Source organism: Acinetobacter sp. SAAs474 (genome assembly GCF_032823475.1).
In the GTDB taxonomy this organism is placed as follows: Bacteria; Pseudomonadota; Gammaproteobacteria; order Pseudomonadales; family Moraxellaceae; genus Acinetobacter.
Window position 1 is genome coordinate 3094988 of sequence record NZ_CP127915.1, and the last position, 21143, is coordinate 3116130.

At 37.8% G+C, this 21143-nt stretch carries 19 protein-coding genes and 1 pseudogene; 11 read left to right on the plus strand and 9 right to left on the minus strand.

Annotated elements, in window-relative coordinates; all coding sequences use genetic code 11:
* Positions 1-210: 210 nt before the first annotated feature.
* From carA to greA, 3 genes are all read left to right on the plus strand, one after another.
* The gene (gene carA / locus QSG86_RS15510; RefSeq protein ID WP_317032321.1) at positions 211-1353 is read left to right on the plus strand and encodes a glutamine-hydrolyzing carbamoyl-phosphate synthase small subunit; all 1143 of its coding nucleotides are present in this window, start codon (positions 211-213) and stop codon (positions 1351-1353) included.
* 13 nt (positions 1354-1366) lie between these two features.
* Positions 1367-4597, plus strand: a complete 3231-nt coding sequence (gene carB, locus QSG86_RS15515; protein ID WP_317032322.1) for a carbamoyl-phosphate synthase large subunit — start codon at positions 1367-1369, stop codon at positions 4595-4597.
* A 92-nt stretch (positions 4598-4689) separates the two neighbouring features.
* Positions 4690-5166: a transcription elongation factor GreA gene (gene greA, locus QSG86_RS15520; RefSeq protein WP_317032323.1), complete on the plus strand. Its 477-nt coding sequence runs from the start codon at positions 4690-4692 to the stop codon at positions 5164-5166.
* A gap of 317 nt (positions 5167-5483) precedes the next feature.
* On the opposite strand, the pseudogene QSG86_RS15525 reads toward greA, so the two are convergent.
* The 3 genes and pseudogenes from QSG86_RS15525 to QSG86_RS15535 all read right to left on the minus strand — a co-directional run bounded on the left by QSG86_RS15525 (position 5484) and on the right by QSG86_RS15535 (position 7123).
* A pseudogene (locus tag QSG86_RS15525) lies at positions 5484-5711 on the minus strand (ATP-binding protein).
* Entirely contained in the window at positions 5687-6013 is a 327-nt protein-coding gene (locus tag QSG86_RS15530; protein ID WP_317032324.1) for a hypothetical protein, read from the minus strand. Before QSG86_RS15530 ends, QSG86_RS15525 begins: the two are co-directional and overlap by 25 nt.
* Before the next feature lie 219 nt (positions 6014-6232).
* Positions 6233-7123 (minus strand): LysR family transcriptional regulator, encoded by an 891-nt coding sequence (locus tag QSG86_RS15535; protein WP_317032325.1) that lies wholly within the window; start codon positions 7121-7123, stop codon positions 6233-6235.
* A 152-nt stretch (positions 7124-7275) separates the two neighbouring features.
* Here QSG86_RS15535 and QSG86_RS15540 point away from each other — a divergent pair, with 152 nt between their 5' ends.
* Positions 7276-7749, plus strand: coding sequence for an NAD(P)H-binding protein (locus QSG86_RS15540; RefSeq protein WP_317032326.1), 474 nt, complete (start codon positions 7276-7278; stop codon positions 7747-7749).
* A gap of 306 nt (positions 7750-8055) precedes the next feature.
* Positions 8056-9102 (plus strand): NAD(P)-dependent alcohol dehydrogenase, encoded by a 1047-nt coding sequence (locus QSG86_RS15545; protein ID WP_317032327.1) that lies wholly within the window; start codon positions 8056-8058, stop codon positions 9100-9102.
* A 54-nt stretch (positions 9103-9156) separates the two neighbouring features.
* Here QSG86_RS15545 and QSG86_RS15550 read toward each other — a convergent pair whose 3' ends face one another.
* Both QSG86_RS15550 and QSG86_RS15555 read right to left on the minus strand, forming a co-directional pair.
* Positions 9157-10143, minus strand: a complete 987-nt coding sequence (locus QSG86_RS15550; protein ID WP_317032328.1) for an aldo/keto reductase — start codon at positions 10141-10143, stop codon at positions 9157-9159.
* Between the two features lie 25 nt (positions 10144-10168).
* Positions 10169-11359 carry an MFS transporter gene (locus QSG86_RS15555; protein ID WP_317032329.1) on the minus strand — a complete coding sequence of 397 codons (1191 nt, stop codon included), beginning with the start codon at positions 11357-11359 and terminating at the stop codon, positions 10169-10171.
* A gap of 300 nt (positions 11360-11659) precedes the next feature.
* Here QSG86_RS15555 and QSG86_RS15560 point away from each other — a divergent pair, with 300 nt between their 5' ends.
* From QSG86_RS15560 to QSG86_RS15570, 3 genes are all read left to right on the plus strand, one after another.
* Complete coding sequence (locus QSG86_RS15560; RefSeq protein ID WP_317032330.1) at positions 11660-12163, plus strand: cyclophilin-like fold protein; 504 nt, start codon at positions 11660-11662, stop codon at positions 12161-12163.
* 5 nt (positions 12164-12168) lie between these two features.
* Positions 12169-13239, plus strand: coding sequence for an alpha/beta hydrolase (locus QSG86_RS15565; protein ID WP_317032331.1), 1071 nt, complete (start codon positions 12169-12171; stop codon positions 13237-13239).
* Positions 13240-14223: 984 nt separating this feature from the next.
* The gene (locus QSG86_RS15570; protein ID WP_317032332.1) at positions 14224-14475 is read left to right on the plus strand and encodes a hypothetical protein; all 252 of its coding nucleotides are present in this window, start codon (positions 14224-14226) and stop codon (positions 14473-14475) included.
* A 79-nt stretch (positions 14476-14554) separates the two neighbouring features.
* Here QSG86_RS15570 and QSG86_RS15575 read toward each other — a convergent pair whose 3' ends face one another.
* Together QSG86_RS15575 and QSG86_RS15580 are read right to left on the minus strand one after the other, a co-directional pair.
* A complete protein-coding gene (locus QSG86_RS15575) occupies positions 14555-15178 on the minus strand; it encodes a LysE family translocator (RefSeq protein WP_317032333.1) in 624 nt (207 codons plus the stop codon).
* A 318-nt stretch (positions 15179-15496) separates the two neighbouring features.
* On the minus strand, positions 15497-15667 hold the full coding sequence (locus tag QSG86_RS15580; protein WP_317032334.1) for an NF038215 family lipoprotein: 171 nt from the start codon (positions 15665-15667) through the stop codon (positions 15497-15499).
* Positions 15668-15872: 205 nt separating this feature from the next.
* Between QSG86_RS15580 and QSG86_RS15585 the strand changes: the two genes are divergently transcribed.
* Positions 15873-16790: a 1-aminocyclopropane-1-carboxylate deaminase/D-cysteine desulfhydrase gene (locus tag QSG86_RS15585; RefSeq protein WP_317032335.1), complete on the plus strand. Its 918-nt coding sequence runs from the start codon at positions 15873-15875 to the stop codon at positions 16788-16790.
* Between the two features lie 179 nt (positions 16791-16969).
* Here the strand turns inward: QSG86_RS15585 and QSG86_RS15590 are convergent, their stop codons facing one another.
* Complete coding sequence (locus QSG86_RS15590) at positions 16970-17314, minus strand: hypothetical protein (RefSeq protein ID WP_317033354.1); 345 nt, start codon at positions 17312-17314, stop codon at positions 16970-16972.
* Between the two features lie 146 nt (positions 17315-17460).
* Here QSG86_RS15590 and QSG86_RS15595 point away from each other — a divergent pair, with 146 nt between their 5' ends.
* Positions 17461-18660 (plus strand): NAD(P)/FAD-dependent oxidoreductase, encoded by a 1200-nt coding sequence (locus QSG86_RS15595; protein ID WP_317032337.1) that lies wholly within the window; start codon positions 17461-17463, stop codon positions 18658-18660.
* 104 nt (positions 18661-18764) lie between these two features.
* On the opposite strand, the gene QSG86_RS15600 is transcribed toward QSG86_RS15595, so the two are convergent.
* Positions 18765-20330: a mechanosensitive ion channel gene (locus tag QSG86_RS15600; RefSeq protein WP_317032338.1), complete on the minus strand. Its 1566-nt coding sequence runs from the start codon at positions 20328-20330 to the stop codon at positions 18765-18767.
* 376 nt (positions 20331-20706) lie between these two features.
* Between QSG86_RS15600 and QSG86_RS15605 the strand changes: the two genes are divergently transcribed.
* Complete coding sequence (locus QSG86_RS15605) at positions 20707-21129, plus strand: hypothetical protein (RefSeq protein WP_317032339.1); 423 nt, start codon at positions 20707-20709, stop codon at positions 21127-21129.
* Positions 21130-21143: the final 14 nt, after the last annotated feature.

A 21143-nucleotide genomic window follows, 5' to 3' on the forward strand; every position in this document is an offset into this window, starting at 1 on the left:
TCATTTAAATTAAAAATAGATTTTTTTTCAAAATTGCAAGTCATTTATCTTACATATTTAACACAAACTTCGTGGACTTTTTATGCTTATATGCGTATAATGCAATGTTAAGTTCAAGCGAGCAGACACAAGGAGGGTGGGTTTAAATAATAACCTTCCTTTTTTTTCGTCTTCTCGCTTTTTTACAGCCTAAATTTCAGGAGCTTTGGTTTGAGCACCCCAGCAATTTTAGCCCTTGCCGATGGTACGATCTTTAAAGGAACGTCTATTGGTGCATCGGGTAGTACGACTGGTGAAGTCGTTTTTAATACTGCCATGACTGGCTATCAAGAAATTTTGACTGATCCGAGTTATGCACAACAACTGGTGACATTAACTTACCCACATATTGGGAATACGGGTTGTAATGATGAAGACGCGGAATCTGGTCGAATTCATAAAGTATGGGCGAACGGTTTAATTATTCGTGATCTCCCGCTATTACACAGTAATTTCCGATCCACACAATCCTTAGCTGAATACTTAAAACATCATAATGTTGTGGCAATTGCTGACATTGATACGCGTAAATTAACCCGAATTTTACGCGACAAAGGTGCACAAAATGGTTGTATCCTTGCTGGCGAAAATATTACTGAAGAACAAGCATTAGAAAAAGCACGTGCATTCGGTGGCTTAAACGGTTTAGATCTGGCAAAAGAATGCTGTGATCCAACTGGTTTCGAATGGACAGAAGGTTCATGGGCGCTGGGTAAAGGCTTTTCTCAACCTGAACTTAAATACCATGTTGTTGCATACGATTACGGTGTCAAAACCAACATCTTACGTATGCTTGCAGACCGCGGTTGTAAATTGACTGTCGTTCCTGCACAAACACCAGCAGAAAAAGTATTGGCTTTAAATCCAGATGGTGTGTTCTTATCTAATGGTCCTGGCGATCCTGCTGCATGTGACTATGCGATTGAAGCAGTCAAAACTATTGTAGAAGATGCACGTAATATTCCTGTGTTTGGTATCTGTTTAGGTCATCAAATTCTTGCCCTTGCATCTGGTGCTAAAACTGTGAAAATGCCGCATGGTCATCATGGTGCCAACCATCCTGTACAAAATCTTGAAGATGGTACAGTGATGATTACTTCACAAAACCACGGTTTCGCAGTTGATGCAGAGACATTGCCTGCACATCTCAAAGCGACTCACACATCATTATTCGATCAAACCTTGCAAGGGATTCATCGTACTGATAAACCAGCATTTAGCTTCCAGGGCCATCCTGAAGCCAGTCCTGGTCCACATGATTGTGCGCCGTTGTTCGATCATTTTATCGAACTTATTGAAGCAGCTAAGAAGTAATTAAGGAGCAAAAATGCCAAAACGTACGGATATTAAAAGCATCTTAATTATTGGTGCTGGTCCTATTGTTATCGGTCAAGCCTGTGAGTTTGACTACTCTGGTGCTCAAGCATGTAAAGCACTTCGTGAAGAAGGTTATCGTGTTATTTTGGTCAACTCTAATCCAGCGACCATCATGACTGATCCGGCAATGGCTGATGCAACCTATATCGAGCCAATTACTTGGCAAACTGTTGCACAAATCATTGAAAAAGAACGTCCAGATGCTGTGTTACCAACCATGGGTGGTCAAACAGCGCTGAACTGTGCGCTTGCACTGGATGCCAATGGTATTTTAAAAAAATACAATGTTGAGCTGATTGGTGCGACCAAAGACGCCATTGAAAAAGCAGAAGATCGTAAACTATTCGATATTGCGATGCGCAAAATTGGTCTTGAATGTCCAAAAGCAGATATTGCCGAGAGCATGGAACAAGCGCTTGAAATTCAAGCACGCTTTGGTTTCCCTGTCATTATCCGCCCGTCATTTACTATGGGTGGTTCAGGCGGTGGTATTGCCTATAATAAAGAAGAATTTATTGAAATCTGTGAACGCGGTTTTGATCTTTCTCCAACCCACCAATTATTGATTGATGAATCTTTAATTGGTTGGAAAGAATACGAAATGGAAGTTGTACGTGATAAAAACGACAACTGTATTATCGTATGTGCGATTGAAAACTTTGATCCAATGGGTGTACATACCGGTGACTCTATCACAGTGGCACCAGCACAAACATTGACAGACAAAGAATATCAGTTAATGCGTAACGCTTCTTTAGCAGTATTACGTGAAATTGGTGTTGAAACTGGTGGATCTAACGTACAGTTTGGTATTTGTCCAAATACAGGCCGTATGGTTGTGATCGAAATGAATCCTCGTGTTTCTCGTTCATCAGCATTGGCATCAAAAGCAACAGGATTCCCAATTGCTAAAGTTGCAGCCAAACTCGCTGTAGGTTATACCCTTGATGAATTAAAAAATGACATCACTGGTGGTGTAACCCCTGCTTCTTTTGAACCGTCAATCGACTATGTCGTGACTAAAATTCCACGTTTCAACTTTGAAAAATTCCCACAAGCAGATGCTGTATTAACCACACAGATGAAATCTGTTGGTGAGGTGATGGCGATTGGTCGTAACTTCCAAGAGTCTGTAAATAAAGCACTACGTGGTCTTGAAGTTGGTGCATGTGGTTTTGATGAAAAGATTGCAATCGGTACTGAAGGCGCAAAAGAAAAGATCTTGGTTGAACTTAAAGTTCCTGGTCCTGAGCGTATTTGGTATGTCGCTGATGCATTCCGTCATGGCTTTAGTCTAGAAGAAGTTTTTCAAGCCACTAAAATTGATCGCTGGTTCCTGATTCAAATTGAAGATATCGTTAAGACTGAAAACCAAATTAAGACCTTAGGTTTTGGTGATTTAAATGCCGATAATATTCGTACATTTAAACGCAAAGGTTTATCTGATCTTCGTATTGCCAATTTAATGGGCATTTCACAAAAGCAATTCCGTAAACATCGTTGGAACTTAGGCGTTACACCTGTTTATAAACGTGTTGATACGTGTGCAGCAGAGTTTGAATCTGATACTGCGTATATGTATTCAACCTATGATGAAGAGTGTGAATCGAATCCATCTAATCGTGACAAAATCATGGTCATTGGTGGTGGTCCTAACCGTATTGGTCAAGGTATCGAGTTTGATTATTGCTGTGTACACGCTGCTCTTGCAATGCGTGAGGACGGTTATGAAACCATCATGGTTAACTGTAACCCTGAAACTGTTTCAACTGACTATGACACTTCCGATCGTTTATACTTCGAGCCAATTACTCTTGAAGATGTATTAGAAATCGTACGTACAGAAAAACCAAAAGGTATTATTGTACAATACGGCGGTCAAACACCACTTAAATTGGCACGTGCTTTAGAAGAAGCAGGCGCACCAATTATCGGTACATCTCCTGATGCGATTGACCGTGCAGAAGACCGTGAACGTTTCCAGCAAATGATTCAACGCTTACAACTTCGCCAACCAAACAACAGCATTGTTAAATCTGCTGAAGAAGGCATGGCTGAAGCAGCTAAAGTGGGTTATCCATTGGTAGTACGTCCATCTTATGTTCTTGGTGGTCGTGCGATGGAAATCGTGTATAACGATGACGAACTCAAACGCTATTTACGTGATGCTGTTCAAGCATCAAATGAAGCACCAGTACTACTTGATCACTTCCTTGATGATGCGATTGAAGTTGATGTTGACTGTGTTTCTGATGGTAAAGATGTGGTGATTGGCGGTATTATGCAACACATCGAACAAGCAGGTATTCACTCTGGTGACTCTGCATGTTCAATTCCGCCTTATTCTTTATCTAAAGACATTCAAGACGAAATGCGTCGTCAAACTGTTGCGATGGCAAAAGAGCTCGGTGTTGTTGGTTTAATGAATGTACAATTTGCTGTAAAAGGCAATGACGTCTATATTCTAGAAGTGAACCCACGTGCATCGCGTACCGTACCATTTGTTTCTAAATGTATTGGTGAGTCGTTAGCTAAAGTTGCTGCACGTTGTATGGCAGGCCAATCTCTTGAATCACAAGGCTTTACTCAAGAAATTATTCCTGAGCATTTCTCTGTCAAAGAAGCGGTCTTCCCATTCAATAAATTCCCTGGTGTTGATCCAATCCTTGGCCCTGAGATGAAATCTACAGGTGAAGTCATGGGTGTTGGCAAAACTTTTGGTGAGGCATTCTATAAAGCTGTGTTAGGCTCAAATGATCGCTTGCCAGGTAAACCAACCGAAGGCGAAGTCAAACATGCCTTTATTTCCGTACGTCACTCAGATAAACCACGTGCCGTCGGTATTGCTAAGCAACTTGTTGATTTAGGCTTTAAAGTGATCGCGACTGGCGGTACTTATGATGTGATTAAAGATGCTGGTATTGAATGTGAGCGTGTCAATAAAGTGACAGAAGGTCGTCCAAATATTGTTGACCGCTTGAAAAATGGTGAAGTTCACCTCATTATCAATACAACTGAAGGCAAACAGGCACAAGAGGATTCATTCTCTATTCGCCGCTCAGCACTACAAGGTAAAGTGTATTACACCACAACCTTAAATGGTGCAGATGCTGTATGCCAAGCTTTAACGATTAAATTACCAATGGATGTATACCGCTTGCAAGATCTTAGCAAAGGTTAATTCACATTCCGATAGGTCCCGTCACCTGATCGGTGGCGGGATTTTTTCATTTTATAAACCTTGTATTTTTATACGCAACGAGAGGGACAACAATGCAACGTTATCCTATGACACCTGAAGGCAAATTAGCCTTAGAGAAAGAATTACAACAGCTTAAGTCTGTGGATCGTCCACGTATTATTGCAGCTATTGCAGAAGCACGTGAACATGGGGATTTAAAAGAAAATGCAGAATACCATGCAGCACGTGAGCAACAGGGTTTCTGTGAAGGACGTATCCAAGATATTGAAGGTAAACTAGGCGCATGCCAAGTTATCGAAGTTAAAAAACTGGAACAAAATGGTCGTGTGGTTTTTGGTGTGACCGTCACCATTGAAAACTTGGATAGTGAAGAACGTAAAACCTATAAAATCGTTGGTGATGATGAAGCTGACTTTAAAATCAATAAAATTTCTGTTAACTCACCGATTGCCCGTGGGTTATTAGGTAAAAGTGAAGGTGATGAAGTCAAAATTACTACACCTCAAGGTGAAGTAGAATACGAAATCGTCAGTGTTGAATATTTATAATACAATTAATATCATGACTGTCATACATCAATATAAAACTGGTGTGCGATGATCATTTGTATCATCTTCCATATGCTGATGTCAGACCAAAATCTGATCACCTGTTAAATTCAATAAAGATGATGAGTGTTAATAGAACACTCATCATTAACATGAGATTAAAAACATGGCATTAAAATTACAGTATCCATCCATGATTTAAAACTTACCTCTCCTGCTTAATGTAACTCGATTTGCCTCTCAATATAAATTAAAAATCAACCCTAGTTGCAAATTACTGGATAAGTCGGCCACTTAAATTAAAAAAAAATAAGCTTTTATTTTTGAGAAAAGATTTTCTCTCTGTACGACCGGCCTAAAATCTCAAGCTCATAAGATCTATGTAAAATCCGATCCATGACTGCATCTGCAATGATAGGATCTTAAAACTGCTCAAACCATAATTTTTTAGGAACTTGGCTTGTAATTAAAAGTCCACCGCTCTGAGATTGCTTATCAATAATTTCAAGAAAAGCTGGTGCTAATGCTTGATTAAATCCACCCAAACCAAAATCATCAATAATAAGTAATTTTGCAGTACGTACTTTTTTTTGAAGTCTTTGATTTCACCTAAAGTGATTGCATTGGCAATTTCATCAAATAAGCTAATCGCATTAAAATACATGGTGCTATAACTGCAATGACAAACCTCCGCTCCGAAAGCTTTATGTTCATCCTTTATCCATTCTTCGTACTGTTCAAACCTCATTCTGGTGGGAGGAAATTTGGAAAAAACAGCCAAGCACACATATGGCGCATTTATATAAAGAACAATCGCCAGATTGGATATCAACAGCACATGTGGCAAGTGAAGGCCCTGTCCAAAATATAGATAAAGATTAGGTTATAATAAAATCACACGGTAAATTTTATTAATTACTAAAAATCAATAACTTAAATTTTTTATTTTTTCTTTAAATGGCTTTGTTGCACAAAGCTGTTCTTAGGGGCTTCTTCAGCAATATAATTTCTAAATGAAGAAGCCTATACACAAAATTTAGAACAGTCTCTGCTCCTTTCCTGTGATTTAGAATCGTAAAGTATCAATCACCAATTTTAAAGCCGAGGATTGCTGTCTGCGATGTGGGTAATAAAGGTGATAACCTGAAAACTGGATACTATATTCTTCTAAAACCTGAATTAAGTCACCTTGTTGAATTTCTTTTTCGACCATATCCTTTGGAATATATGCTAATCCCATACCCGATTTAACAGCGTGGACAATATCAAAGCTCTCATTAAATACCCATTTAGCATTTATCTTAACTTTAAACCCCTGATTATCTTTTTCAAATTCCCATGCGTAAATCCCCCCCTGAGTCATTAACCTGAATCCAATACAGGGATATTGATCTAAATCTTTTGGAGCATTGGGGATACCATAATGTTGGAAATAATCAGGTGTTGCCACAACTGCCATTTTTACATCTTCGCCAATTCTCACAGCGACCATACCATCCGCGACTCGGCTACCAAACCTGACTCCTGCATCAAAATGCTCAGCAACAATATCAACCATGCCACTGTTGGCACTAAACTCCACTTCGACATCAGGATAAAGGTGGGCAATTTTTGTCAGTTTAGGAATTAGGATATGTTGTATGGCATGACTACTGGCATTGATTTTTATCTTACCTGCTGGCGTATCCCGAAAGGTATTAAGTAAGGTCAGTTCATTATCAATTTGGTCAAAACTGGCACTAATTGTTTGTCTTAGTCGTTCACCTGCTTCGGTGGGTGATACGCTACGAGTAGTACGATTCAGTAATAATATCCCTAGACGTTCTTCCAGACCACGAATGCTATGACTCAAGGCAGATTGTGAAACTCCAAGTTTACCTGCTGCCTTGGTAAAACTACCTTCTCTTGTGACCATGAGAAAAGCATGTAAATCATTATAATTTTCTCTGCTAATCAAGGTATTCACTCCTGTCAATGATTGACGATTTAATCTGGATCATGATCTGTTATTAATGAAGTGTATTCATAACTCTATTCTATTTTAAGACCTTATTCTTCTTTTTTATTATTTCTATACTGATCAAGACATAAATTACTGGATAGATTTTAATGAAAAAGGTCATCGTGATTGGTGCAAGTGGTCATACATCCCAACAGATTATTCCTAGACTACTTGAGCAAGCTGATGTACAACTAACACTATTCTCTCGCAATATCAAAGAATTAAAAACATTAGAAGATAAATGTGTCCGTTTGATTGAAGGAAATGCAAATAATTTAGAGAGCTTAACAGATGCAATTCAAGGCCAAGATATTGTTATTAGTACAATGGGTGATATGGACTTAGATGTTAAAACTGAAAATATTGTTCAAGTAATGCAGAAATTACGAGTACAACACTTAATCGCCATTAGTGCTGGTGGTATTTATGATGAGTTGCCAGAAGCATTTAATGATTGGGATAAACACATGGTTGGCTATACTCGTCCAATTAACCTAAGAACAGCAGAAGTGATTGAACAATCTTCACTGCAATATACGATTTTACGTCCTGTCTGGCTTACAGATAAGAATATGAACTGACACAAAAAGGGGAAATTTTTAAGGGTACAGAAACCTCCCGTGCAAGTCTTGGACGTTTTATTGCTACGATTGTAGAAAATCCACAACTACATATTGGTGAGAATTTAGGGATTAGCCAACCAAATACCGAGGGTGATAAACCTGCTGTATATCGCTAACTATTATTAACTCATATCAAGGCTGCCTTTATAGGCAGCCTTGATTATTAATGAATGTTATTCATAACACTATTCATATTTTTCCTCTTATTCAGCCTATATATAGCTTCTATAATCAAAAGAACTCAACTACTTTGGGGCAACTCAAATGACTTATGCTTATGGTGCAACGGCTGCCACGAATCCTTTAGAAAAACTGACCATTCAACGTCGTCATGTTGGGCATCACGATGTAAAAATTGATATTGCTTATTGTGGTGTCTGCCACTCTGATATTCACCAAGTCCGTTCTGAATGGGATGGTACGCAGTATCCTTGTGTGCCAGGCCATGAAATTGTTGGACGAGTGACCGAAGTTGGAAAGCATGTATCTAAGTTTCATGTTGGTGATTTAGTTGGTGTTGGCTGTATTGTAGATAGCTGTCGTCACTGTACTGATTGTGAAGAAGGTCTTGAAAACTACTGTGACAATATGGTCGGTACATATAACTTTCCCACACCTGATGCACCTGGTTATACATTAGGTGGTTATTCTCAACATATCGTAGTAGATGAAAACTATGTATTAAAGATTAAGCACGATGAACAGCAACTCGCTGCTGTCGCTCCGTTACTGTGTGCAGGGATTACGACTTACTCGCCATTACGTCACTGGAATATAGGGAAAGGCAAAAAAGTAGGTGTCGTGGGTATTGGTGGCTTGGGACACATGGGTATTAAACTGGCTCATGCAATGGAGGCATATGTTGTAGCCTTTACGACATCTGAATCAAAAAAACAGGAAGCTCTCTCTTTAGGTGCAGATGAAGTAGTCATTTCTAAAGATGCAACTGCAATGGCAGCTCACCAAAAAAGTTTTGATCTGATCATTAATACGGTAGCTTCATCTCACAATCTTGATCCATTTTTAACCTTGCTCAAACGTGATGGAACATTAACTTTAGTCGGTGTGCCTGAAACACCACACCAATCACCTAATGTATTTAATCTCGTTGGTAAGCGTCGTTCGATTGCAGGTTCAATGATCGGCAGCATTGCCGAGACACAGGAAATGTTAGACTTCTGTGCCGAGCATAACATTGTGGCTGATATTGAGTTAATCCGTGCTGATGAAATTAATACAGCCTATGAACGTATGCTTAAAGGTGATGTGAAATATCGTTTTGTGATTGATAGCAAAACTTTAAAAGATTAATTTAAGAACACATAAAAAAACAGCCTGTTAGAAACTTTAACAGGCTGTTTTTATTTACCAAGCATAAGCTTGTGGTGCTTCTCCACAAGGCGGCCAAATCTCATCAAGTTTTGCCAGTGTTTCTAGTGAAAGCTGTATATCCAATGCTTTGATATTTTCCTGCAATTGTTCTACGGTACGAACACCACTAATCACAGAAGTTACAGCAGGATTATGAAGTAACCATGCCAATGCAACTAAAGCTGGTCTTTGACCCAATTCAGCACACAGTTTTTCATAGGCTTCAAGTTGTGGGCGAAGTGCTTGGATTCGCTGTTGTAGTCCTGCAGTTGCTCTACGGCTACCTTGTGGAAGCTCATCAAATACACCACCTAATGTACCCATACCAATTGGACTCCACGGAATTAAACCAATACCAAAATGACGTAATGCAGGGATGACTTCCAGCTCAATACTACGTTGGGTCAGGTTATATAGGCTTTGTTCTGATACCAAACCAAGTTGATGGCGAGCATTTGCACTACATTGAGCGGTGGCAATATCCCAACCTGCAAAATTACTACTACCCACATAAGTAATTTTGCCCTCACGAATCAACTGCTCCATTGCTTGCCAGATTTCTTCCCAAGGAGTCTGACGATCAATATGGTGCATTTGATAAATATCAATATGATCTGTTTTTAAACGCTTTAAACTGGCTTCACAGGCACGTTTGATGTGATACGCAGATAATCTAAGATCATTCACACCAGTATCCATTGGTTGATAAACTTTAGTGGCGAGAATAATTTTATCCCTGCGACCACCTTGTGCTAACCAGCGACCAATGATCTCTTCTGATGTCCCAAAACCTTTTTCCATATCAGGTGATTGTGGGCCACCATACACATCTGCGGTATCAAAGAAATTAATTCCTTGATCTATAGCTTCATCCATAATTTTGAAACTATCAGCTTCATTGGTCAACTCACCAAAATTCATTGTACCCAGTGTAATACGGCTGACTTGTAATCCTGTACGTCCCAAATATGTATATTGCATAAATTACTCCTTATATCATCATGTATTAGGCTACTTTCAGTCGGGAAACCCATAAGGTAAATACCGCTGAAATAATTAACAAAACTGCACTTACAAAAAATGTTGCCTGATAACCATGATGGTCAAATAACAAACCGCCAAGCATTGAACCTAATGCGATACAAAGCTGTACAATTGCCACAAATAAACCACCGCCAGCTTCGGCATTGTTTGGGAATGTTTGAGCAATCCAACTCCACCATCCCACAGGTGCAGCCGTTCCGAGTAATCCCCACAAACCAAGCATGATAATGACTAAAATTGTCCATGTACCAAAGCCAATCAGTGTGAATGCAATCGCTGCCATAAGTAGTGGAATTGCAATTAAAGTGCCGTAAAAATGACGTTTTAAAACAATACTAATCAGTAATGTGCCAACAAAACCCATGATACCAATGACGAATAAAGTAAAAGATAAAGTGGAAACATTGATCTGTGTTACTTTTTCTAAAAATGGACGAATATAGGTATAGAGTGAGAATTGCCCCATAAAGAGCAAGCCTGTTGCCAACATCCCAATTAGTACAATACGCTGACTTAATAACTGGAATATGCCACCTGATGAGTTAGATACAGACCTTTGATTTTTTAATGACGGCAAACTAATCCATTGCCAAATAAAAGCTAAAATTGCAATGGGGACTAAACAAAAAAAAGCTCCACGCCAGCCAATCATTGCACCTAAATAACTTCCTAGAGGTAGTGCAACCACAGTCGCTAAAGCATTCCCACTATTAAAAATAGCTAAGGCTTTAGGAACAGATGTGGTCGGTACAAGACGAATTGCGGTTGCTGCGGACATTGACCAAAAACCACCGACAACAACACCAATCAACACCCGACCAAATATATAGACCCAGTAATTTGGAGCAAGTGCCACCACTGCACTAGAAATCGCCATTAAGGCGGTTAACCAAAGCAGTAAGGTTTTACGGTTCATATCGCCTGCCAGACGAGAAATCGACAGACTGGTCATAACGGCAAATACACCTGAAATCGCAATACCATATCCTGCCAGCCCCTCAGTGACACTTAAATCACTGGCAATGGGTGTCAATAAACTCATAGGCATAAATTCAGAAGCAATCAGAGCAAATACACATAAAGTCATGGCAAATACACCACTCCAATATGCAGGCTGCTGTTCGATCTCAGAAGATTGATGTGCAGGTGTCATAGATTTTCTCTACAAAAATAAGATGGCTATGATAAAAGCATCACACCTCCTGAATAAGTACCTTTTTATGAACAGAGTTATGAGATGAATTCATTAATTAGGATTGTATAAAGCGATTTATGCCAATTAAAAATTATTTTTGCTTTGCATTCATGAATGAAACTCATAGGACTATGCGGTTTTTAGGGGCTAATCCTTAACCACCATCACCTTTATACTGAACATCAAACCATCTCAACGAACAAGTGTGGATTCAGAGGGATATTTAAAATCAACTGTCCACCTGATCGGGATAACAACATGATGCAAAAAATTAAATATGGCTTTTCGGGTATTAGTCGTTTAGCTCTACTTGTCTTAACCTTTGGACTCAGTGCATGTACAGAGGCTAAAACCAATACAGAACAACATTCTTCGCAAGAGGTTTCCAGCATGAATATTCGTTTTGATATTGAAGGCTCAAATCAACCTGTTTTTGTTACTCTGAAAAATTCGCCTACCACACAGGATTTTCTTAAACAGCTTCCATTAACATTAGAACTAACAGATTATGCATCATCTGAAAAAATTGCATATCTACCTGAAAAACTTACCTCTCAAGATGCACCAAAAGGTCATCCAGCTAAAGCAGGTGATATTACCTATTATGCTCCTTGGGGCAATCTCGCTATTTTTTATAAAGACTTTAATGGCGTTGCCAATAGTCTGATTTATCTTGGCAAATTTGATGATTTACCACCACAGTTTCGTCAAAAAAATGCCGTTAAAGTCACTATTTCAAATGCCTCAGAATCACAGGAGTGAACAAAATGACACATCACGTACTTGCAACACCACCCAGTTTTCTTAAAAAAATCTTTGCTATTTTGGCACTAAGTCTCGGAACATTGAGTATGAGCCAAATCGCATTGGCAGATCAGAACTTAAAGCTCACCACCAAATGGGACAAGACTTTTACTCAAAGTGATAAAGTTGAACATAAAAAAGTGACCTTTAAAAATCGCTACGGCATTACCTTGGCTGCTGACTTATATATCCCTAAAAATGCCAAAGGTAAACTGGCTGCAATCGTGATCAGTGGGCCGTTTGGTGCAGTGAAAGAACAATCATCAGGACTCTATGCTCAAACGATGGCAGAACGTGGTTTTATCACTTTAGCATTTGATCCGTCTTATACAGGTGAAAGTGGCGGTGAACCTCGTAATGTTGCTTCACCAGATATTAATACCGAAGATTTTAGTGCAGCAGTCGATTTTGTTGGTCTTTTGCCAAATGTGGATCAGAACAAAATCGGAATTATTGGAATCTGTGGTTGGGGCGGTATGGCATTAAATGCAACTGCAATCGACAAACGAGTAAAAGCAGTTGTGACCACAACCATGTACGATATGACCCGTGTAATGTCTAAAGGTTACAATGATAGTGTTACACCTGAACAGCGTACTGCAACACTGGAACAACTCAGCCAGCAACGCTGGAAAGATGCCAAAAATGGAACTCCAGCTTATCAACCATCTTACAATAAGTTAAATGGTGGTGAAGCACAGTTTCAGGTGGACTACCATGATTACTATATGACACCACGAGGCTATCACCCTCGTGCAGTAAACTCTGGTAATGCGTGGACAGTGACTACACCAATCTCTTTTATGAATATGCCGATTTTGACCTATATCAAGGAAATTTCGCCTAGACCGATTCTATTTATTCATGGTGAAAAAGCCCATTCACGTTATTTTAGTGAAACCGCTTATGAAGCAGCAGCCGAACCCAAAGAGTTGATGATTATTCCTAATGCCAATCACACTGACCTATATGACAAAGTAGATGTGATTTCATTTGATAAAATGACTGCATTTTTTCAGGAAAATTTAAAGTGATCTTATTATTTAATGATATTGAGGTGATTGTCCAATCATCATGAAAAGAAGGTATTAGAGTTGCACTGACTGTGCTTGTAATGGGCATCGTTCAATTATATCAATGATGAGTTTGCTTATCCCGAACCAATACCGATGCTACGTGAGGGAGAAAGTACGCTTAAAATTTTTAGAATAATTTTTGGGCTGAAAAACAACAGACTAAACCCCATCAGTAAATTCCAAGTGTAAAAACAGATTTGTATGCGTTGAATAAAGATCAGGATGTATTGATCTGGCTTGGACATTCGGCCTAGTATATCCAGTTGGTAGGTAAACGGATTCTCATTGACCCTGTATTCAGTGATCATACAGCACCATTTTCATTTTTAATTAAAGCCTTTGATGGAACGACTATCTATCAAGCAAAGGATATTCTAGTCATGGTGTCAAACTGTGCTTTTCCTTGTCCTGTATAACATCTACGACGTTGAACTGATGTAATACTTCAATACATTCCATAAACACTCCTTAACTCTAGGTGTATTCCTAGGTCTTAAATTTGAGTGTTCGTTTTAATTGGGAGGTGAATACTGAAATCTCAACAGATCCTAAAATTAATATTTTATGCAACAAAACCCTCTAGAAGACTAAATTCAACAAAAGTAGTAGAGACAGCAGGCATATATTGCATATTTCTTTAACCCTCTAATCAATTGACAATTTGATTAGTTTTTTATGTTCGTTTACTCGATGTTTTATGCTTCGTCATTTTATTACGGACTAGCCGACTCGGAATAAGAATGAGTGGTAGGATACGAATAGGAATAGGTGGTAGATTTACGCAGGAATATGCACCCTAGTCTTGCCTTATGAGAAAAAGAGCTGAATTTATATCAAATCAATATCCAATCTCCATCAAAAATTCATAAAGCAATAATATTCTACAACTGTCCCTTATCAAGATAGATTAAAATGATGAAAAAAATAGTTTCAGGTTTAATAATGGGTTTAATCAGCGCAACTGTTGCGATGAGTACAATGGCTGCACCTGCTCAAGAGCCTATCAAACATGACAACAAAAAGGAGCATCAAGCACCTGCAAAAGCAGACCTTAAAAAAGACCATAAAGCACCAATAAAAGCGGATCTAAAAAAAGACCATCAAGCACCAGCAAAAGCAGGTATTAAAAAAGATCATCAGACATCAGCACAGCATGATCTAAAAAAAGATCATAAAGCGCCAGTAAAACCATAATAAAAAAAGCCAGTTCAAAATGTGAACTGGCTTTTTTTATTCATACAATATGTGTAATGAAGCATTTAGTGTTAATCTGTTATTTGGCACCAAAAATTAATTTTAAGCCCAATAGCGTCATTACAGCCCCTGCTGTGCGATCAAAAACAGCTTTAAACTGTAAATAAATACGACGTGGCTTTTCTGCTGATAATGCAACAGCCAGTAAAGAACACCAACCCGCATCAATAAAAAAACATAATAACGGCAAAACAAAATAATAATATAATGGAATATCTTGAGGAAGTAATGCTGTAAAAATACTGGCAAGTACAATCGCAATTTTAGGATTAGATAGCTGTGTGACTAATCCCGTACCAAATGCACGGCTTAATGACATTTGTGAGCCACTCAAACCTGCATCATCAATTGGTGCCTTAGCATGCTTAATAATTTTATAAGCCAGCCATAATAAATAAATTCCACCACAAATTTTTAATAATAAATAGGCTGAAGGTACTGCCAATAATAATGCTTGTAATCCTAAAACAGCCAATAAAGCAAAAACTGCCGCGCCAGTTCCCGTACCTAAAGCAGTAAATAGACCATGTTGACGCGAAATTGCAATCGCATTTTTTGCCACATAAATTGAAGTTGGCCCAGGGCTCATCGCACCCAACATGAGTGCAAATGCAATTGAGCATAAAATCCAAAATGATTCCACAGTCATCGTCTCAGTTTAGTTATCTCAAGTACATCCAGAGATATCAATTAATATCATCAGTTATTCATCATAACTGGGCATAAAATAAATGATAGCGGGTATTTTTTTACCTTAAATGTTAGCCTATTATAAATCGGTAACATTCAGCTTGATCTATCGCTGTGGTTGCGATACTAGCAATTTCATTTTATGACTGCAATATTTAAAATCATGCTGGTGCAGCAAAGCATTGAATACTCACCAGCATAGTAAAATAATCAATAAAAATGCCAATAATTTTAAAATTACTGGCAGTTATTTTATGGCAATGATGATTGATTAAGGCAGCGCAGGATTGATTTTAAAATCCCGATCATGTACAGGAACACCCCCAATAATCATGGTTCGCATCGTTTCTGTACGAGGTTGGTTAAAGTTTTGCTTTGAATCACATGCAGTTAAGCTGGTAAATACCAACATACTCAATATGAAGGATATTTTATAATTCATGACACCCCTCCTTTGCATCTTTTCATTTTAGCGATCATGTATATTTAGCACATGATCTACAGTTGATCCGCAATTCTTTTTGCTTATTTTCAGCATAGCAATATCGATCAAATATTCAACTATTACTTTAGCAATTTTATAACATTTTGCTATCATCAACTGAGTATCTATTTAGTCAACAGCAATAAGGCTTAGGCATAACCGAATGATTTCTTTGAATAGCGAACAAGACTTTAATCATATTGCTCACGATATACCGTATCAGCAGATTGAATATCGTGATGTACAATTAAGCATAAAACGCCTAGATCTCATTCATCCATATATTTCAGGGAACAAATTTTTTAAACTTAAATATAATATTATTCACGCAAAAAAATTAGGCTATAAAGGTATACTGAGCTTTGGAGGAGCATACTCCAACCATATTGCAGCAATCGCTTATACAGCACAGTTATTTGGTCTTAAAAGTCTAGGCATGATTCGTGGCGAAGAACTTGCACAGCGCCCACTGAATCCCACCTTACAACAAGCATCTAGACAAGGAATGGCACTCTGTTTTATTTCAAGAGCACAGTATCGACAAAAAGATCACCATCTTTTTCTACAACAATTACAACAACAGTATCCTGATTTTTATATTATTCCTGAAGGCGGTTGTAATACATTAGCAATACAAGGATGTCAGGAAATTCTTACTGATACAGATCGACAACAGTTTAAAACCATTTGCTGTGCCGTCGGCACAGGAGGAACGATGACAGGCTTGATCAAAGCTACACAGGCCCAGCACTATATTTTAGGATTTTCAGCACTAAAAGGATGTTTTCTAAATCAAGATATACAACAATATACCCAAGCAACCCACTGGCGTATTACAGATGCGTATTGCTGTGGTGGATATGGTAAAACGACACCTCAGCTATTTAAGTTTATTCGAGAATTTGAAGACAAATATACCATCCCGCTTGAACAGGTCTATACTGGAAAAATGCTGATGGGTGTATTTGATTTAATTGAACAAGGACAGCTTAACAATGATGATCAGCTGTTAATTATTCATAGTGGCGGTCTGCAAGGACGTAGCCCACAGCTCAACCTCCCTGACGCATTTTCAGTTTAATTTAATCCAAATCCTAGTGAAGAAAAAATATTTCTAATTTTAATTTAATTCACTATTTTAGTACTGACAACGCTATTTATTGATCTGATCATCATTCAAATCAGCTTATTGCAGAATCTAAAAAGATTGATTGGTGATTAATCAGCTATTTTTTCACCTGCCAGTACGCCATATGGAACTTATTCGACACCAATAGGTTGACCCGCATTCAGTTTATTTAAACCCATCACCAAACGATAAATTTGCCAGACCATAACCACAAAAATAATCAGATAACCAATCAACACAAAAATCAGTAAGCTACCAATAATGTAGCCCAATAAACACCACCAAAACGTTTTGATTTGCCATTCGACATGACTTTCTAACCATGTACCACGCATGTCATTGCGTTTAACATAATTCATAATCAGTGCAATCAAACCGGTGATTCCAACTAAAAATCCAACCAGATATAAAACATAAGTAATTAAATTATAATTTTTCAGTTTTTCTTCATCTACAGCCTGCATGGTTATCCTCATTTTATAGATCATTATTTTATATTGAATTATAAATAAAAAATAATATGTGAAACATTATAAATATGTAGTTTACTGCCAAGGTGTAATCTCTGCACCTATAGATAAAATTCGCTATAATGCCTCGATTTAAATGTGGAAGCGTGTAAATGTCTTTAACTCAGTACGATGTTTTAATTATTGGCGCAGGCGCTTCAGGTTTAATGACAGCCTATATGGCTGCACAGCGCGGACGTCGCGTAATCGTACTTGAGAAAGCCAATAAAGTGGGTAAGAAAATTCTCATGTCTGGTGGCGGTAAATGTAATTTTACCAATTTATATGTTGAAGCAGATCACTATATTTCACATAATCCACATTTTGTTATCTCTGCACTTAGTCGCTATAGTAATTGGGACTTTATCGGTTTGGTTGGTCAGTATGGGATTGAGTATGAAGAACGTAAGCATGGCCAATTGTTTACCTTAAATGGTGCCAAAGAAATTTTAGCCATGCTGCTGAATGAATGCAAAAAAACCGGCCGAGTTGACATTAAAACTGATTGTGAAGTCAAAAGCGTTAATGCACTGCAAAAAGGTGGCTTCCATATTGCGACCAATTTAATCGATTTTCAGGCAGAATCAGTGGTCGTGGCCTCTGGAGGATTATCGATTCCAACCCTAGGTGGATCAGGTATTGGTTATGAAATTGCCAAACAGTTTGGTCATCATATTTATCCTACTCGTGCAGGCTTAGTTCCTTTTACCTTTTCAGATCACTTTAAAGAGACCACCAGTAAACTCAGTGGTAATGCCATCGATGTCACCCTATCTCACCCAAATGCAACATTTACTGAGGCGCTTTTATTTACCCATCGTGGTTTAAGTGGACCAAGTGCTTTACAGTTATCGAATTACTGGCAGAATGGAGAAAATTTTCAGATTAACTTTTTTCCAAACTTAGAGTTATATACATATTTAAAAGATAAAAAAAATAGTCAACCTAAAGTATTGCTACGTACTGTTCTTAGCGAATTACTTCCCAAAAGCATTGTGATTGAACTACAAAGTTTAATCTGGTCAGAAATGGCTGAAACTGCAATTGGCCAAATCAGTGATGAAAAATTGCTGCTACTCAGCGAAAAATTACATGCATTCTCAGTAAAACCTTCTGGTACTGAAGGTTATCGAACTGCTGAAGTGACACTAGGCGGGGTGGATACCACTGAAGTTTCTTCAAAAACCATGGAGAGTCAAAAGCAACAAGGACTCTATTTCGTTGGTGAAGTCTTAGATGTAACAGGTCATTTGGGCGGATTTAATTTCCAGTGGGCATGGTCGTCTGCATATGCTGCATCACAATATGTTTAAGTCTATTTCTGATCACGGTAAGTTTAAACATCATCAACCATTATTTCACTGTACTTTTGAATAAAAAAATCGACCCAGATTGGGTCGATTTAATAAATTAACAGTTAGTGATTAGGATTATCATCATGATTCGATTGATCCTGCTGTGCAGGATTTAGCGCGATTGGAGCAGATGATTGTGTTGGCGTTGTTGGCTGACTGGAATCAGCTTTAGTTTTATGAATTAAATCATTCAATACACGCTCTGCAGGTTGGCGTCCACCGAGACCAAATGCTAATGCAAATGCAACAGCAACAGATCCTAAAGTTAAACCAAATGCTAAATTGACAATTGAATCGGCAATTCCCATCGCTTTTAAGCCCATGGCAATCACTAAGCCCATAATGAGCACACGAACCAGATTTCCTAACCAGCGTGAACGCTGATATTCTCCACGTTGAATTGCATTGGCAACAAGATTAGCCAACCAAAAACCAACCACCAAAATAATGGCACCCAAAATAATATTGCCACCAAATTGAATAAACATGGCAATTAAGCCACTGATTTGTTCAAAACCTAAACGATGTGCTGCTTCTGAAACAGCAAATAACATAGTAAAGAATACAATCAACCAGCCAATAAATTGGGAAATTTTTAAATGCCCTAAAAAGCGTTGCATACCCACTTTTTCAGGAACCTGATCAATACCTGTACCCGCAATAATATCAACAATTAAGTTGGCCACAAATTTAGAAATCACATAGGCAATAATTAAGATTAATGCTGCCGCAATAATATGTGGAATCGCATACATAATTTCAAACAACATTGCTGTTGCAGGTTGTGAAATTGTACTTACGCCTAACGCTTCAAATGCAATAATTAATGCGGTAATGATAATAATAGCAAAGACAAATGATCCAATTAATCTGGATACATTGGTATTTTTACATACACCAATTTTCTCGATGCCCTGTTGAATATTTAAGCTTGATAATAATCCTTCCAAAATACCACGCACAATTTTGGCTAGAATATAACCCACAAAAACAATTACACAGGCAATAAAAATATTCGGTAAATATAAAACAGCCACATTAACCATATTCTGAACAGGCACCAATAGCCCATCTAAACCTAAAATAGCTAAAATGATCGGTAAGAATAATAATAAAACTAACCAATAAATAACATCACTAATATGATGACTAATCGTGGTGACGCCCGCTTCAGTATTGAGTTTTTCGTCTAAAGAAGTACGATCAAGCAATCGCTTACTACCAACACGAATAATGGTCGCAATAATCCAGCCGATAAAACCAATGGCGATCGCAGCAATTAACTGAGGAATAAATAACAGGAATTGCTCAATCATTCGACTAAATGGACCACTCACACTGGTCAGATTTAGTACATTTAGTGCACCAATAATGGCGATAACTAAAATAATCCAGAACACAACTTTGGCCACAATTTCTTCAATATTTGAATGATGGCCAGTTGCATTTGATAATTTATGATTGGTTCCTAATTTTTGTAAAACTTTTCTTACAGCAGCAGCAATTAATAAAGCAATAATCCAGCCAATAATTAAAATCACAATAGCACTTAGAATGGGCTGTAATTGCTCCCAGTAGTAGGCAACAGAAAAACGACTACTATTAATTCCAGTGAGATAATAATTCATATATTTACCTCTATATTTTTATACATAATGTTGTATGGTTTTTTTTAAGATCGATAAGATCGGTTTAATTTTTATCCAACATATATTTCGACACACCCTAAAGCAATGATTAACTGCACAAATACAACAAAACGATTGTCATCGCGATAAAATAATCTGTATTGTTCACCCACAAATACGATTAAAAAATTTATAATGCTGATTATTGTTTTTATACACAGCATAAAATTGATGATTATTTATGCATAATATTTGATCTTGGTACTCTAAAGGATAACACGCGTTTGCTGAGTTAAATGACAGAATTTAAAAGACTAAGCAGATAGAAGAATTTGAGCTATAATTATGCACCCTTTGTTAGAGCATATTCAGTTATATGGCGTATCGTCAACAAAGTGTAGTGCTCGAGCTTGACACTGACGTCACTCACCAATGTTCATTGCACTATACACGTGATCAACATCTTATTGGTATTATTGAATTTTCAAAACTGAGTTATACACTCAAGTGGGAAGATTTAGAATATTTTAGACGTCGGACAGATGAATTTTCCGTCATGCCTTTTCCTGATTGTATTAATGCAATGATCATTGATATTCGTGCGATTGCTGCTTTTTTAGATGCAGAAGTACCGATTATTCCATGGCGACTACTAGAAGAGGAATGTCCCATCCGATTAATTGTACCGCAAGACCGCGTAGACTATTATGCTGGAATCTTTGATGCGACATGGCTATCTACCGATATTGATACTGCAATTTTAGAATTACGTGAATTTATGGATATGTTTGTTCACTAATGATTCAATATAAT